Consider the following 13,852-nt stretch of genomic DNA (forward strand, 5'->3'; position numbering starts at 1 on the left):
CCGGCGGAGCGTTGGTCGGCTCTGCTCGATGATCGAGATCCGCCCGGTGCCGGGCAGGGTCAGAGGATCGCGCCGTCGTCCGAGCCGGGCGGCCGGTTGCGGGGCAGCCGGAAGACCAGGATCGCGCAGCCGATCAGGAAGCCGACGATCGCCAGGACGCCGGCCCAGGCCGGGAGCGGCGCGCCGAACATCAGGGCGATCATGACCAGCGTCGCGTACCCGATCGAGACGGTGGCCAGCAGCGTCGGCCAGGACGGCCGGGGGAGCGGTGGCGGCGGCTCCGGCACGTACCGCTCGTCCTCCGGCTCCGGATCGGGCCGGGTCGGCGGCGGGTCGAACGTGAACAGCGGATGATCATCGGCCCAGATCGTCGGCTCCGGTTCGTCGACCGGATCGCGCTCCGAGTGGGGCGGCAGCGGCTCCGGGTCGTGCTCCGGGCCGTCGGCGGTGTGGAAGCGAGCGACGATCTCGGCGAAGGTCCGGTCGATCTCGTTCTGATCCTCGGGAGCGAGATCGCTGGGGTCCGCCGGACTGTCGGGTCGATCCGGCTCGGAGTCGGGCGTGCTCATCACGTCACTCCTTCCGATCCCGCGGACCGGGCCTCCCCGGCGATCGCCGAGCAGAATGCCGCCGAACGATCGAAGATCTCCGGAGCATCGGCGTCCATGGTGGCTACATGGTAGCTACGGCGGAGCACGATCTCCTCCGTCGTGGGCGAATTCACAGTTTCCAGAATCAGTCGGGCCGATGACGGATCGACGACGTGGTCGGTCGCCGAGCGGAACAGCAGCAGCGGTGCGGTGACCTGGTCCAGCCGACCCGCGACGTCCCGCCAGAGCCGGGTCAGCGAGCGCAGCGCCCGCAACGGCAGTCGGTCGTAGCCACCCTCGTCGACGCCGGGCAGCGCGATGTCGTTGGTGATCCCGGCGATCGACGGGGTCAGCAGCTGGAGCAGGGGCAGAGCGTACAGCCGCGGGTCGGGATTGCGCACCGACGGGTTCACCAGCACCAGCCCGGCGACCCGGTCGGCGTGCTCCGCGGCCAGCCGCAGCGCCAGGCTGCCGCCCATCGACAGCCCGAACACGAACACGGTCCGGTGCTCCCGGGCCAGCTCGACGAAGGCGCGGTCGACGCAGTCGTACCAATCCGTCCACCTGGTCGCGTTCAGCTCGCGCCAGTCGGTTCCGTGACCGGGCAGCCGGGGCAGGTCGACGGTGTAGCCGCGTCCGATCAGGTCCTCGGCCCAGGCCCGGAGTGACTTCGGCGAGCCGGTGAAGCCGTGGCAGAGCAGGACGGCGGTCTCGCCGCTGCCGCCCCGGAACGGCTCGGCGCCGGGCCGTACCGTGACCGGGTCGGGACCGGCGGCGGGGGTGTTCATGAGGCGACGATAGCCGTCGCGAATAGAGTTGGGGCCGGTGAAGGAGGCAGTGGGTTGTTGTTCTTTGTGCTCAAATGGGTGATCGTCCGACCCTTGGTGAAGGTGCTGTTCAAGCCGTGGATCGAAGGTGAGGACAACATCCCCGCGAAGGGCCCGGTGCTGATCGCGAGCAATCACCTGTCGGCCGGTGAGACGTTCCTGATCCCGGCCATGATCCGCCGTTCGATGAGCTTCCCGGCCAAGATCGAGTTGTTCACGGCGACGTCGCTGCCGGGACGGCTGCTCGGCCTCTTCCTGCGCGGCATCGGGATCCGCCCGATCGACCGCTCGGGCGGCCGGGTCAGCGCCTCCGACATGGACCAGGTGGCCGACATCCTGCGCGGCGGCGGCGTTCTCGGCATCTTCCCCGAGGGCACCCGGTCGCCGGACGGCCGGCTCTACAAGGGCAAGACCGGGGTGGCCCGGCTGGTGCTGCAGACCGGCGCGCCGGTGGTCCCGGCGGCCATGATCAACACCCATCTGGTGCCGACCAAGCTGTTCGGGATCCCGTGGATGCACCGGCCCGGGCTGCGGTTCGGCAAGCCGCTCCGCTTCGATCAGTACGCCGCCGCCGGCAACGACCGCGAGGTGCTGCGCTGGATCACCGACGAGGTGATGAATTCGATCATGGAGCTGTCCGGCCAGGTCTACGTCGACGCGTACGCGGCGTCGGTGAAGTCCGCCGAGGAGGAGGGCCGCGAGCTGAAGGCTCCGGTCCTGGAGCGGCCGGGAGCGGGTGCGCGGGTGCCGCCGTTGCCGGGCGATCGGCCCGCCGCGCCGCAGGGTTCCCCCTCCAAGGACGCCGATCGGGCACGATGAGGTCATGAACGACGAGCTGGTCACCGTCGACCCGCAGCCGCCGGGCGGGCGTCGCAACGCCGGCCGGGGCATCTACTGGGCGCTGAAGAACGTGGTGCTCGGGCCGACGGTGCGCCGGCTGTTCCGGCCGATCGAGGTCGGCGCCGAGAACGTACCGGCGACCGGGGCGGCGATCGTCGCCAGCAACCACCTCTCCTACGCCGACTGGCTGTTCCTGCCGCTGGCCCTGGACCGGCGGATCACCTTCGTCGCCAAGTCGGACTACTTCACCGGCGCGGGCCTCAAGGGCTGGGCGCAGAAGCGGTTCTTCGCCGGCACCGGCCAGGTGCCGATCGACCGCAGCGGCGGCCGGGCCTCGGAGGGCGCGTTGCGGGCAGGCTTGAAGGTGTTGGAGCGCGGCGAGCTGTTCGGGATCTATCCCGAGGGCACCCGCAGCCACGACGGCCGGCTCTACAAGGGCCGGACCGGAGTGGCCCGGATGGCCTTGCTGGCCGACGTTCCGGTGATCCCGTCCGCGGTGATCGGCACCGACCTGATCGCGCCGCCGGGCAAGATCATCCACAAGGTGATCAGCCCGACCGTCAAGTTCGGCAAGCCACTCGACTTCTCCCGCTATTCCGGGATGAGCGACGACCGCTTCATCCTGCGTTCGATCACCGACGAGATCATGTACGCGATCATGGAACTCTCCGGCCAGGAGTACGTCGACCTCTACGCCCCGGCCGCGAAGGAGCTGGCGGCGAAGGAGAAGGCCGCCGACGACGAGGCGGAGACCTCGCCCCAGGCCTGACCGCCCGCGCTGGCGCCCTGGAACGCAAAGAACTGTTCCGGTTGCCCCGTTGTGTGCAAGGAACGAATGTGAGAGATTGATTGATCGCTGAATTCCTTGGCTCCTCGGGGTGACAGGGAGAGCACGGTGGAACTCGATGTCGACGATGTCTCCCAGGTCGTCTCGACCGGCACGCTCCCGGGTTGGCACGAGGTCGACACACTGGTGGAGCAGGCGCGGGCGAGATATCGGGACCTGGCCGAGGGCGCCGTCGCGGACTACATCCCGGTGCTCGCGTCGGCCGATCCGTCCCTGTTCGGGGTCGCCGTCGCCGAGACGAACGGCGCCGTCCACACCGCCGGCGACTGCCTGGTGGCCTTCTCCATCCAATCCATCTCCAAGGCCTTCGTGTACGCCCTCGTCTGCGAGTCCCGTGGCCATCGGCTGGTCAAGGAACGGGTCGGCGTCGACAACACGGGACTGCCGTTCAACTCGGTGATGGCGATCGAGCTCAACGACGGGTTCCCGATGAATCCGATGGTCAACGCCGGCGCCCTCGCCACCACCGCGCTGGTGGCCGGCGCCACCCCGGCGGAGCAGTGGGAGCACATCCGCACCGGGTTGTCCCGGTTCGCCGGCCGCCCGCTCGAACTGGACGGCGTCGTCTACCACTCCGAGTCGCAGACCAACCAGCGCAACCGTGCCATCGCCCGGCTGCTGGAGAGTTACGGCAGGATCGATCTCGATCCGCTCGAGGTGGTCGACGTCTACACCCGGCAGTGTTCGCTGCGGGTCACCGCCCGTGACCTCGCGGTGATGGGCGCGACGCTCGCCGACGGCGGGGTCAACCCGGTGACCGGCGACCGCGTGGTCTCCGCCGACGTCTGCCGGGACACGCTGGCCGTGCTCGCCGCGAACGGGCTCTACGAGCGGTCGGGGGAGTGGCTGTTCGAGATCGGGCTGCCCGCGAAGTCGGGCGTGGCCGGCGGCGTGGTCGCGGTCTCGCCGGGCAAGGGCGGGATCGGCACCTACTCGCCGCTGCTCGACTCCGCCGGCAACAGCGTGCGCGGCCAGCGAGCGACGGCGTACCTCTCTCGAGCCCTCGGGCTGAACCTCTTCGCCTCCGCTGTCCATCACGCGATCCGGGAGGACTCCGATGTCCACTGACGCCGACACCCGACCCGCCGGGACCGTCCGGTCCTCCTGGACGCCACTGGTCGGGCTGTTCCTGGCCCAGGTGCTGATGTCGTTCAACGTCGCGGCCCTGCCCGTGTCGCTGGGCGGCATGGTCGCCGACTTCGACGTCCCCGCGACCACGGTGAGCACGACGATCGTCGTGTACGGCCTGATGGTCGCGGCCCTGGTGATGGTCGGGGCGAAGCTCGGCCAGCGGATCGGCTGGGTGATCATCTTCCAGGTGGTGGTGGCGCTGTTCGCCGGCTCGGCGGTGTTGATGATCACCGCCCCGACGGTGGAGTTGGCGATCACCGGGCAGGCGCTGGCGGGCGCGTCCGCGGCGATCATCGTCCCGTCGCTGGTCGCCCTGATCGCGGAGAACTACCGCGGCGCTCAGCAGGCGACCGCGATCGGATCGCTCGGATCGGCGCGGGCCCTGTCCGGCGTGAGCGCCTTTCTGATCGGCGGAGCCCTGGCCACCTGGATCAGCTGGCGTCCCGTCTTCGCCATCGTTCTCGGGCTGGCGGTGTTGGTCTTCGTCTTCAGTTTCCGGCTCCGGTCGGACCGTGGCGACGCCGGGATCAAGATCGACATCATCGGTGCGGTCCTGATCGGCGCAGCGATCGTGTCGCTGACCCTGGGCTTCAACAACCTGAACGCGTGGGGCGTCTTCCTGGCCGAGCCGACGGCGCCGTTCGACGTGCTCGGGGTGTCGCCGGCGCCGCTGCTCGTCGTCGTCGGGGTGCTGCTGGGGCAGGGATTCGTCATGTGGACGCTGCGCCGGATCAAGGACGGCCGGGTGCCGCTGGTGGACCTGTCGGTCCTCGGCTCCTCCCGGGAACGGGCCGCCGTGTATGCGATGTTCACCGTCGTCGCCATGGAGGCGGCGCTGAACTTCACCGTGCCGCTGTACATCCAGATCGTGCAGGGCCGGACCCCGTTCGACACGTCGTTGGCCATGCTGCCGTTCAACCTCACGGTGTTCGTCACGGCGATGCTCGTGGTCCGCTTCTACGACCGGTTCACGCCGCGGGCGATCGCCCGGTTCTCCTTCGGGCTGACCACCGTGGCGCTGATCTGGCTGGCGTTCGTGGTGAACAACAACTGGGAGACCCTGCCGACGATCCTCGGACTGATCGTCTTCGGCGTCGGCCAGGGCAGCCTGGTCACGCTGGTCTTCAACGTGCTGGTCACCTCGGCGCCGAAGCAGCTGGCGGGCGACGTCGGCTCGATCCGCGGCACCACCCAGAACCTCGCGTCCGCGGTGGGGACCGCGGTCGTCGGGGCCTTGCTGGTCACCCTGCTCGGGGTGAGCCTGGGCCGGGCGGTGGTCGAGCATCCGGAGCTGCCGCCGGAGCTGACCTCGCAGGTGGAGCTGGACAACCTCGACTTCATCAGCAACGACCAGCTCCGCGAGGCGCTGGCCGAGACCGACGCGACGGACGCCCAGGTCGAGGCGGCCGTCGCGGTGAACGAGGAGGCCCGGCTGCGTGCCCTGAAGCTGGGCCTGCTGATCCTGGCCGGGGTCAGTCTGCTCGCCCTGATCCCGGCGAGCCGGCTGCCGGATTACCGATCGGAGGCGCTGCCCGACCCGGCGCCCGCCGGCGAGGGGGAGGACCTGCCGTGAGACAAGCGATGATCAGGACGATGACCGAGGCCGAGCAGCGGCTGATCGCCGAGACGGAACGCGCCGTCCTGCAGGAGCTCGACGAGGACGATCTCCTCGACCTGCACGGCCGGATCCGGCGGGCCCGGAACAAGTACGTGAAGCTCTACCGCCGCCAGGCCGGCGCCCGGGTCCGCGACGTCGGCGGCCGTGGGTTCGCCCGGCCGCAGGGCCAGCGGGACCGGGACAAGGCCGAGGTTTTCGAGGACGCCCTGGCCCGGGTCAGCCGGCAGGTCGCGACGGTGGCGAGACGTGCGGCGGCGGAGCTGCGGGCGGAGCGGCTGGCGGCGGCCCGCGGCACTGGTGGATCCGGGCCGAGCCCGGAACCACCGGCCCCGGCCACGGTGACCGAGGGTCGTGCCCGGACTCATCGCAAGACGACGGGTGGCCTGAAGAAGGACGCCAGCAGCCGCGCGGCGGGCGCCCGCCGCCAGGCACGCCGGGACGGGTGACCCGGCTCGGAGCCGAAAATCGGGTCGCCGTCGCGGATCGGGCGCGGTTGAGTGGGGCCGTGCGCGAAGAGCGAGCGAGCGGACGGCCGGCGCTGGCCCTGGCCACCGAGCTGCTGCGACGAGCCCGGCTGGCTGGGCCCGATGCGGGCGTCTGGGAGGCCGCGGATGTGCAGTGGTGGAGCCGTCGGCCGCGCGCCTCGGACGACGTGCCGCAGCCGTTCTGGCTGGACGACGACGGTCCGGTCGCGGGCGTCGTGATCACCAGCTGGCGCGACGATCGTTGGCAGTGCGACCCGGTCCTGGTCCCGGGTGCCGGGCCGGAGCCGGAGGTCCTCCGGGACCGCGTTGTTGATCTTGTACGGACGTACGCCCGCGGCACCGTCGAGCTCACCGTACGGGAGGACGACCCGACCTTCACCGAGTTGATCATGGACGCGGGCTTCGTCGTCCAGGGCCGCGGCATGATCGACTGGCTGGCCCCGGGCGACCGGGCGGTGTCGCCGCCACCGGCGACTGGATTCACGATCATCGACCGCATCGCCCGGCCCGACACCCCACACCCGCTGCGCGGGCGCAACGGTCCCGAGGTCGCCGAACGGCTGCGGGCCTGCTCCCTCTACGACCCCGGGCTCGACCTCGCCGTGGAGACCGACGACGGCCGCCTCGCCGGCTATTCGCTCTACTGGTTCGACCCGGTCACCCGAGTCGGCTTGGTCGAGCCGATGCGGGTCGAGGACGAGTTCCAACGCCGCGGCCTGGCCACCGCGATGCTGCTGGAGGGAATCGACCGGCTCGCCCGCCGCGGCGCCGAACGGATCAAGGTCTTCGGCCCCGAGCCGAGCCGCCGCACCCTCTACCGCACCGCCGGCTTCCGCCCGACCAGTCCCGTGATCACCTACGCGTGGTCCCTCGGCTGACTCGCCCCGCGTCGGTTTTTCACGTTGCGTGAAAAACTGGCGCTTTGCCAGAGAAGCTTCTCGGGTAAAGCGCCAGGAAAGTTGGTGAGGTGGTGCGATCAGGGTACGAGGCAGCGCGGATTCGTGCGGTCACGTTCGACTGTCCCGACGCCCAGAGCCTCTCCGCGTTCTACGCCGAGCTTCTCGGGCTGGACGAGCGGGTGGAGAATCGCACGGTTGGGTGATCATCAGGAGAACCGACGGACAACCGCCAGGGCTCTCGTTCGCAAGCGCCGCCGGGAAACCGCCACGGTGGCGGGATCCGGAACGGCCGCCTCAGGCGTACCTGGAGATCGAGGCCGCCGACCCTCGCGCCACGGAGGAGCGGCCGCTGAGGCTCGGCGCGACCAGGCTCGACCGGCACCCGTCGGGCGACATGCTCCTCGCCGATCCGGAAGGCCACCCGATCCGCGTGCACCCTGGTTCCTCGCTACGAGGGTCGGTCCTCGATGCCGAGGAGCTTGCCGTTCTTCGACAGTTCCGGATCGGTGCAGGAGGCCAGGTCGAAGCAGCAGGGCCGGCGCTTGCCGGACCGGAGCTTGGCGACGCTGACCTCGATCCGGCGTTCACGGGTCTGGCTGTTCTTGGTGGCGTTGACCCAGCGCACCCACTCCCAGCGCGCCATCGGCGTGATGTCCTGCCACACCTCGGCGAGGTCCGCAGCCTGGGCCAGCGCGGCGTCGAGATCCTCCGGCAGGTCGGGCTCGGGCCAACCGTCGGTCAGCCGCAGCCCGAGGGTCACGGTGTCACCGTCCGCGAAGACCGGCCCTCCGTCGATCGGCAGCCAATGGCCGCGCCGTCCGTCCGGCTCGACGACCGTGTCGAAGGACCGGCCGCCGATCGTGGCCGTGACGGCGACCTGGCCGCGTGACGGCAGTCGGGCGCTCGCCTCGTCGGGCAACCTCAGGATCGTCCGGTCTCCGATCCGTTGCACGCGCGCCAGGCAGTCGATCGCCGCCTCTTCTCGGACCTGTCCCTTGCCAGCCATGGTTCCGTGCTCCTCCTCGGTGTTTCCCTCACCGTAGGCCGGCCCGGTCGGCGGTGCTTCTCGATTCCTGATCATCCGGTCCGCCTCCCGGCTCCGGGAGCGCGGGCGGCGGGCCGGCGCGGGGTCAGGCCCGGCTGAGGACGGGGTAGCCCACGACGGGGAAGCTGGACATCCCGCGGATCAGGCTGCCGGGGCGCCGCACGCCGGGTTTGATCATGGCCAGGTTGCCGAAGCGCTGGGTGATCTGCTGGATCGCGATCCGGGCCTCGAGCTTGGCCAGCGGCGCGCCGACGCAGTAGTGGATGCCGCTGGAGAAACCGAGATGATCATGGGCGTTGGGCCGATCCAGGTCGAACCGGGCCGGGCGGTCGAACACCTTCGGGTCCCGGTTCGCCCCGCCGAGCAGGGTCACCACGTACTCGCCCTTGCGGACGATCCGGCCGGCGATCTCGACGTCGTCCAGCGCCATCCGGCCGGTCCGCTGCACCGGCGCGTCGTAGCGCAGGGTCTCCTCGATCGCGGCGGTCGCGAGGTCCGGCTCCGCGGCCACCCGGTGCCAGGCCTCGGGGTGTCGGAGCAGCGCCAGGGTGGTGTTGCCGATCAGGTTGACGGTGGTCTCGAAGCCGGCGATCAGCAGCAGGGTGCACAGCGGCACCATCTCCTCGGGCCGGACCTTGTCCCCCTCCGCGGCCACCAGCCGGCTGATCACGTCGTCGCCGGGCTCGGCCCGCTTCAGGTCGAACAGCCGGGTGAAGATCCGCTCCAGCTGCTTCTTCGCGTCCAGCAGTTGGCTCACGTGCCGCAGCGACTGCAGCCCGCCGAGAGCGCTGCCGAAGACGGTCCCGTACCGGGAGAACTCCTCGGCGTCGGCGTCCGGGATGCCGAGCAGTTCGGTGATCACCGCGATCGGCATCGGTGCGGCGAAGTCGGCCACCAGATCGAACGGACGGCCGGTCGGCACCCGGTCCAGCAGCTGCCCGACCACCGTCGTGATCGTGGCGTCGAAGCCGGCGATGGCGCGCGGGCTGAAGGTCGGCGCCGCGAACCGGCGCAGCCGGGTGTGGTCCGGCGGGTTCATCTCCAGGAAGGACAGCTCGGCGGTGTCGTCGACCACCCGGCCGCCGACCCCGAACCGGCGGTCGCGCAGCACCTGGTCGCAGATCGCGTGGTCGGCGGTGGTGAACACCCCGAGCCTGGACAGGGTCAGCGGGCCTGCCGCCCGAACCCGCTCATAGAGGGGGTACGGGTCGACCCGGCCCTCGTCCAGGTGCAGCAGCGCCAGCGGGTCACCCCGCAGCCGGCCGTTGATCAGGATCGTCGCTCGTTCCTTGAGGAACTCCCGGACAAAGGCCGCCTGTCCTGCCATGGTCGCCGTCCTTCCCGCCGTGCTGGACCGTCTACAGTAGCCCCGTGTCCGTAACCCTTCCCTCGCTCGACTCACTGCATGCCCTGAAGCCGCTGCAACAGCCGAGCTATCCCGACGCGGAGCAGGTCGCCGAGGTCGTCGCCCGGCTGCGTGCGCTGCCGCCGCTGGTGTTCGCCGGCGAGTGCGACGACCTGCGGGCGAAACTGGCCAGCGCGGCGGCGGGCGAGGCGTTCCTGCTGCAGGGCGGGGACTGCGCCGAGACGTTCGCCGGGGTGACCGCGGCCAACATCCAGGGCAAGCTGCGTACGTTGCTGTCGATGGCCGTTGTGCTCACGTACGCGGCGCAGGTGCCGATCGTCAAGGTCGGCCGGATGGCCGGGCAGTACACCAAGCCGCGCAGCTCCGACACCGAGACCCGCGACGGCGTGACGCTGCCGGCCTACCGCGGCGACTCGGTCAACGGCTTCGCCTTCACGCCGGAGTCCCGGGTGCACGACCCACGCCGGCTGTTGGACACGTACAACGCCTCCGCGGCCACGCTCAACCTGACCCGGGCGTTCGTCACCGGCGGCTTCGCCCACCTGCGCAGCGTGCACAGCTGGAACGCCAACTTCGTCAAGACCTCCGCAGCCGGCGTGCGCTACCAGAACCTGGCCGACGAGATCGACCGGGCGCTGGCGTTCATGGTGGCCTGCGGCATCGACGACGAGGAGTTCCGGACCGTCGACTTCTACTCCAGCCACGAGGCCCTGAGCCTGGAGTACGAGCACGCGCTGACCCGGATCGACTCCCGCACCCAGCTGCCGTACGACGTGTCCGGCCACTTCCTCTGGATCGGGGAGCGGACCCGCCAGTTGGACGGTGCCCACGTCGAACTGCTCCGGCACGTCCGCAACCCGCTCGGCGTCAAGCTCGGCCCGACCACCACCGCCGACACCGCGCTGCAGTTGGCCGACCGGCTCGACCCGGAGCAGGAGCCCGGCCGGATCACGTTCATCACCCGGATGGGCGCCGGCAAGATCAGGGACGTGCTGCCGGACGTGGTGGAGAAGGTGACCGCCAGCGGCCGCCAGGTGACCTGGGTCTGCGACCCGATGCACGGCAACACGTTCGAGTCGGCCAACGGCTACAAGACCCGGGCGTTCGCGGACGTGATCGACGAGTTGAACGGCTTCTTCGACGTCCACGAGGAACTCGGCACCTGGCCGGGCGGCGTGCATGTCGAGCTGACCGGCGACGACGTCACCGAGTGCCTGGGCGGCGGCGACGACCTGGTCGAGGCGGACCTGGCCAACCGGTACGAGACGCTGTGCGACCCGCGGCTGAACCGGAACCAGTCGCTGGAGCTGGCCTTCCTGGTCGCCGAACGGCTGACCACCGGCCGGATCAAGCGGCCGAATCCGGTGCAGGCCTTCCAAGCCGACGAATGAGCAAGATCATCGATCTTCGGTCGGACACGGTGACGCGTCCGACCGAGGCGATGCGGCAGGCCATGATCATGGCCGAGGTCGGCGACGACGTGTACGGCGAGGACCCGACCGTGGTCGCGCTCGAGCGGCGCGTCGCCGAACTGCTCGGGCACGAGGCGGGGCTGTTCTGTGCGACCGGGTCGCTGGCCAACCTGCTCGGCGTACGGCTGCTGGTCGAGCCGGGCCAGGAGGTCGTCTGCGACGTCGAGGCGCACATCGCCCGGGCCGAGATGGGGGCCCACGGCGCGCTCGGCGGGTTGACCATGCGGACCTTCCCGTCCGACCGCGGCCGGGTCGACGTGGCCGAGGTCGCCAAGATCATCTCGCCGAACGCCGGCCCCTATCTGGTGTCCACCGCGGCGGTCGCGGTGGAGAACACGCACAACTTCGGCGGCGGTACGGTGCAGCCGCTGGAGCAACTCCGCGCGGTCTCCGAGCTCGGTCGTGATCATGGTCTCGGGCTGCACCTGGACGGTGCCCGGCTCTGGAACGCCCACGTCGCGACCGGCACGCCCTTGATCGACTACGGCCGGCTCTTCGACACGGTCAGCGTCTGCTTCTCCAAGGGACTCGGCGCTCCGGTGGGCTCGGTGCTGGTGGCCGACGCGGACCGGATCGCGCGGGCCCGGGTGCTGCGGAAGCGGCTCGGCGCGGGCTGGCGGCAGGCGGGAATCCTTGCCGCAGCGGCCTTGTACGCACTTGATCATCACGTGGACCGGCTGGCCGATGATCATGCCGCGGCCCGGGCGTTCGCCGACGCGGTGGCCGAGAGCGCGCCGGCGGCCGTGGACCCGGACACCGTCGAGACGAACATCGTGATCATCGACACGGGGGACCGGCCGGCCGGGCCGATCGCCGCCGCGGCCGCGGAACAGGGCGTCCGGGTCTCCGCGCTCGGCGCCCGCATGATCAGAGCCGTCACCCACCTCGACGTCGACTCGGCCTCGTGTGCCGCCGCCGGAAAGATCATCGGCACCCTGCTGACCACCGCGCCCTGAGCCTGGCGAAGGGCTTGCGGAGGACGTGCCCTGAGCCTGTCGAAGGGCCTAGCCAGCTGTGGCCTTGCCCTTCGACAAGCTCAGGGAATGTCGTGGCGGGTCAGGTCCAGACAGGCTCGGCGGTTTCGCTGACTCGGCCGTCGCCGCCGAACTGGACGAAGCGGTCGAAGCCGCGGACGAACCAGCGGTCGTGGGTGACCGCGAGGACGGTGCCGTCGAACTCGTCCAAGGCCGCCTGCAGGGCGTCGGCCGAGGCGACGTCGAGGTTGTCGGTCGGCTCGTCGAGCAGCAGCATCGTCGCGCCGGACAGCTCGAGCAGCAGGATCTGGAAGCGGGCCTGCTGGCCGCCGGACAGGGTGTCGAAGGGCTGCTCGCGGGCGGCGACGAGCTCGTACCGGTTGAGCACCCGGGCCGCCTCCTCGGACCGCAGTGAGCAGTCGGTCCAGAGGATGTCGAGCAGGGTGCGGCCGGCCAGCTCCGGGTGCTCGTGGGTCTGCGAGAAGTGCCCGGGGACGACCCGCGCGCCGAGCTTCCAGGACCCGGTGTTGGCGACCGCGTCCGGCTCCGGCCAGCCCGCCAGCAGCCGCAGGAAGTGGCTCTTGCCGGTGCCGTTGCCGCCCAGCACCGCGACCCGCTCGCCGTAGTACACCTCCAGGTCGAACGACTCGGTCAGCCCGGTCAGCGACAGCCCGGCGCAGGTCAGCGCACGGACCCCGGTCCGGCCACCGGGCAGCCGCATCCGCAGGCTCTGCTGGCGCGGCGGCTCCGGCGGCCGGACCGCCTCGTGCCGGCGCAGCCGGGTCACCGCGGCCTGGACCTTCGGCGACTTGGCCAGCCGCAGCGTCTGGACCAGGTCGGCGAGCCGGGACCGGTGCTCCTCCCAGCGGCGGCCCAGCTCGGCGTACCGCTCGTGGCGGTCCAGCCTGGCCTGGTGGTAGGTCGCGAAGCCACCGCCGTGCGTCCAGGCCGTGTTGCCGGCCGCACCGCCCTCCAGGGTGACGATCTGGTCGGCGGTGTTGGCCAGCAGCTCGCGGTCGTGGCTGACGTACAGGACGGTCTTCGGGGTCTCGTTGAGCTGCTCCTCGAGCCACCGCTTGGTCGGCACGTCGAGGTAGTTGTCCGGCTCGTCGAGCACCAGCACCTGGTCCGGGTTGCGCAGCAGCACCCGCAGCACCAGCCGCTTCTGCTCGCCGCCGGACAGCGTGCCCAGCTCGCGATACTTGGCCCGGTCGTACGGGACGCCGAACGCCTCCGTACAGCAGATGTCCCAGAGCACCTCGGCCTGGTAGCCGCCGGCGTCGGACCACTCGGCGAGCGCCGTCGCATAGCCCAGCTGGGTGGCCTCGTCGTCGCGTTCCATCGCCGCCAGCTCGGCCCGGTCCACGGCGGCAGCGGCGGCCCGCAGCCGCGGCGGTGACACCGACAACAGCAGTTCGCGTACGGTCTCGGTGCCCGACCCGGCGAACTGGCGCATCACGCCGAGCCCGCCGCTGGTCGTGACCGCGCCGGCGTCCGGGTCCAGGTGGCCGGCGATGATCTTGAGCAGGGTCGTCTTGCCGCAGCCGTTCGCACCGACCAGCGCCACGTTGGCGCCGTCACCGACCCGGAAGCCGACCTCGGCGAGCAGTCGCCGCCCGTCGGGGAGTCGGTAGTCGACGCCTGACACCTCGACATGGCCCATGGCGGGACAGTCTTCCGGCAGGCCCGCCCCGGAGCGACTGAATTTCGATGGTGACGTTTCCAGAATGTCCGTACAGCTGCGACCAAATCTCAGAC

General features: G+C 70.7%; 13 protein-coding genes and 1 pseudogene. 9 read left to right on the forward strand and 5 right to left on the reverse strand.

What is annotated here, in order from left to right; all coding sequences use genetic code 11:
- Positions 1 to 59: 59 nt before the first annotated feature.
- Both AC6CCG_RS09695 and AC6CCG_RS09700 read right to left on the reverse strand, forming a co-directional pair.
- Positions 60 to 569: a hypothetical protein gene (locus AC6CCG_RS09695; protein WP_496654291.1), complete on the reverse strand. Its 510-nt coding sequence runs from the start codon at positions 567 to 569 to the stop codon at positions 60 to 62.
- Positions 569 to 1,378 carry an alpha/beta hydrolase gene (locus AC6CCG_RS09700; RefSeq protein WP_496654292.1) on the reverse strand — a complete coding sequence of 270 codons (810 nt, stop codon included), beginning with the start codon at positions 1,376 to 1,378 and terminating at the stop codon, positions 569 to 571. Before AC6CCG_RS09700 ends, AC6CCG_RS09695 begins: the two co-directional genes overlap by 1 nt.
- Positions 1,379 to 1,456: 78 nt before the next feature.
- Here AC6CCG_RS09700 and AC6CCG_RS09705 point away from each other — a divergent pair, with 78 nt between their 5' ends.
- The 7 genes and pseudogenes from AC6CCG_RS09705 to AC6CCG_RS09735 all read left to right on the forward strand — a co-directional run.
- Positions 1,457 to 2,236: a lysophospholipid acyltransferase family protein gene (locus AC6CCG_RS09705; RefSeq protein ID WP_496654293.1), complete on the forward strand. Its 780-nt coding sequence runs from the start codon at positions 1,457 to 1,459 to the stop codon at positions 2,234 to 2,236.
- Between the two features lie 4 nt (positions 2,237 to 2,240).
- Positions 2,241 to 3,026: a lysophospholipid acyltransferase family protein gene (locus AC6CCG_RS09710; protein ID WP_496654294.1), complete on the forward strand. Its 786-nt coding sequence runs from the start codon at positions 2,241 to 2,243 to the stop codon at positions 3,024 to 3,026.
- A gap of 126 nt (positions 3,027 to 3,152) precedes the next feature.
- The gene (gene glsA / locus AC6CCG_RS09715) at positions 3,153 to 4,172 is read left to right on the forward strand and encodes a glutaminase A (RefSeq protein WP_496654295.1); all 1,020 of its coding nucleotides are present in this window, start codon (positions 3,153 to 3,155) and stop codon (positions 4,170 to 4,172) included.
- The gene (locus AC6CCG_RS09720; RefSeq protein WP_496654296.1) at positions 4,162 to 5,808 is read left to right on the forward strand and encodes an MFS transporter; all 1,647 of its coding nucleotides are present in this window, start codon (positions 4,162 to 4,164) and stop codon (positions 5,806 to 5,808) included. The genes glsA and AC6CCG_RS09720 overlap by 11 nt, the downstream gene beginning before the upstream one ends.
- Positions 5,805 to 6,299 carry a hypothetical protein gene (locus tag AC6CCG_RS09725; protein ID WP_496654297.1) on the forward strand — a complete coding sequence of 165 codons (495 nt, stop codon included), beginning with the start codon at positions 5,805 to 5,807 and terminating at the stop codon, positions 6,297 to 6,299. The genes AC6CCG_RS09720 and AC6CCG_RS09725 overlap by 4 nt, the downstream gene beginning before the upstream one ends.
- Positions 6,300 to 6,358: 59 nt before the next feature.
- Positions 6,359 to 7,216, forward strand: coding sequence for a GNAT family N-acetyltransferase (locus tag AC6CCG_RS09730; protein ID WP_496654298.1), 858 nt, complete (start codon positions 6,359 to 6,361; stop codon positions 7,214 to 7,216).
- A gap of 220 nt (positions 7,217 to 7,436) precedes the next feature.
- Positions 7,437 to 7,658: pseudogene (locus tag AC6CCG_RS09735) on the forward strand (VOC family protein); the annotation flags it as partial.
- Between the two features lie 27 nt (positions 7,659 to 7,685).
- Here AC6CCG_RS09735 and AC6CCG_RS09740 read toward each other — a convergent pair.
- Positions 7,686 to 8,243, reverse strand: a complete 558-nt coding sequence (locus AC6CCG_RS09740; RefSeq protein WP_496654299.1) for a YdeI/OmpD-associated family protein — start codon at positions 8,241 to 8,243, stop codon at positions 7,686 to 7,688.
- A gap of 124 nt (positions 8,244 to 8,367) precedes the next feature.
- Entirely contained in the window at positions 8,368 to 9,609 is a 1,242-nt protein-coding gene (locus AC6CCG_RS09745; protein ID WP_496654300.1) for a cytochrome P450, read from the reverse strand.
- Positions 9,610 to 9,653: 44 nt separating this feature from the next.
- Here AC6CCG_RS09745 and AC6CCG_RS09750 point away from each other — a divergent pair, with 44 nt between their 5' ends.
- Both AC6CCG_RS09750 and AC6CCG_RS09755 read left to right on the forward strand, forming a co-directional pair.
- Entirely contained in the window at positions 9,654 to 11,039 is a 1,386-nt protein-coding gene (locus tag AC6CCG_RS09750) for a class II 3-deoxy-7-phosphoheptulonate synthase (protein ID WP_496654301.1), read from the forward strand.
- Positions 11,036 to 12,076, forward strand: a complete 1,041-nt coding sequence (locus tag AC6CCG_RS09755) for a threonine aldolase family protein (RefSeq protein WP_496654303.1) — start codon at positions 11,036 to 11,038, stop codon at positions 12,074 to 12,076. The genes AC6CCG_RS09750 and AC6CCG_RS09755 overlap by 4 nt, the downstream gene beginning before the upstream one ends.
- Positions 12,077 to 12,176: 100 nt before the next feature.
- Here the strand turns inward: AC6CCG_RS09755 and AC6CCG_RS09760 are convergent, their stop codons facing one another.
- A complete protein-coding gene (locus tag AC6CCG_RS09760; RefSeq protein WP_496654304.1) occupies positions 12,177 to 13,757 on the reverse strand; it encodes an ABC-F family ATP-binding cassette domain-containing protein in 1,581 nt (526 codons plus the stop codon).
- Between the last annotated feature and the right edge of the window lie 95 nt (positions 13,758 to 13,852).

This window comes from Microlunatus sp. YIM B11417 (assembly GCF_059617205.1).

Bases quoted from the DNA above. Each gene is read 5' to 3' on its own strand.
- AC6CCG_RS09695 (WP_496654291.1), bottom strand. From the start codon at position 569: ATGAGCACGCCCGACTCCGAGCCGGATCGACCCGACAGTCCGGCGGAC.
- AC6CCG_RS09700 (WP_496654292.1), bottom strand. From the start codon at position 1,378: ATGAACACCCCCGCCGCCGGTCCCGACCCGGTCACGGTACGGCCCGGC.
- AC6CCG_RS09710 (WP_496654294.1), top strand. From the start codon at position 2,241: ATGAACGACGAGCTGGTCACCGTCGACCCGCAGCCGCCGGGCGGGCGT.
- AC6CCG_RS09720 (WP_496654296.1), top strand. From the start codon at position 4,162: ATGTCCACTGACGCCGACACCCGACCCGCCGGGACCGTCCGGTCCTCC.
- AC6CCG_RS09740 (WP_496654299.1), bottom strand. From the start codon at position 8,243: ATGGCTGGCAAGGGACAGGTCCGAGAAGAGGCGGCGATCGACTGCCTG.
- AC6CCG_RS09745 (WP_496654300.1), bottom strand. From the start codon at position 9,609: ATGGCAGGACAGGCGGCCTTTGTCCGGGAGTTCCTCAAGGAACGAGCG.
- AC6CCG_RS09755 (WP_496654303.1), top strand. From the start codon at position 11,036: ATGAGCAAGATCATCGATCTTCGGTCGGACACGGTGACGCGTCCGACC.
- AC6CCG_RS09760 (WP_496654304.1), bottom strand. From the start codon at position 13,757: ATGGGCCATGTCGAGGTGTCAGGCGTCGACTACCGACTCCCCGACGGG.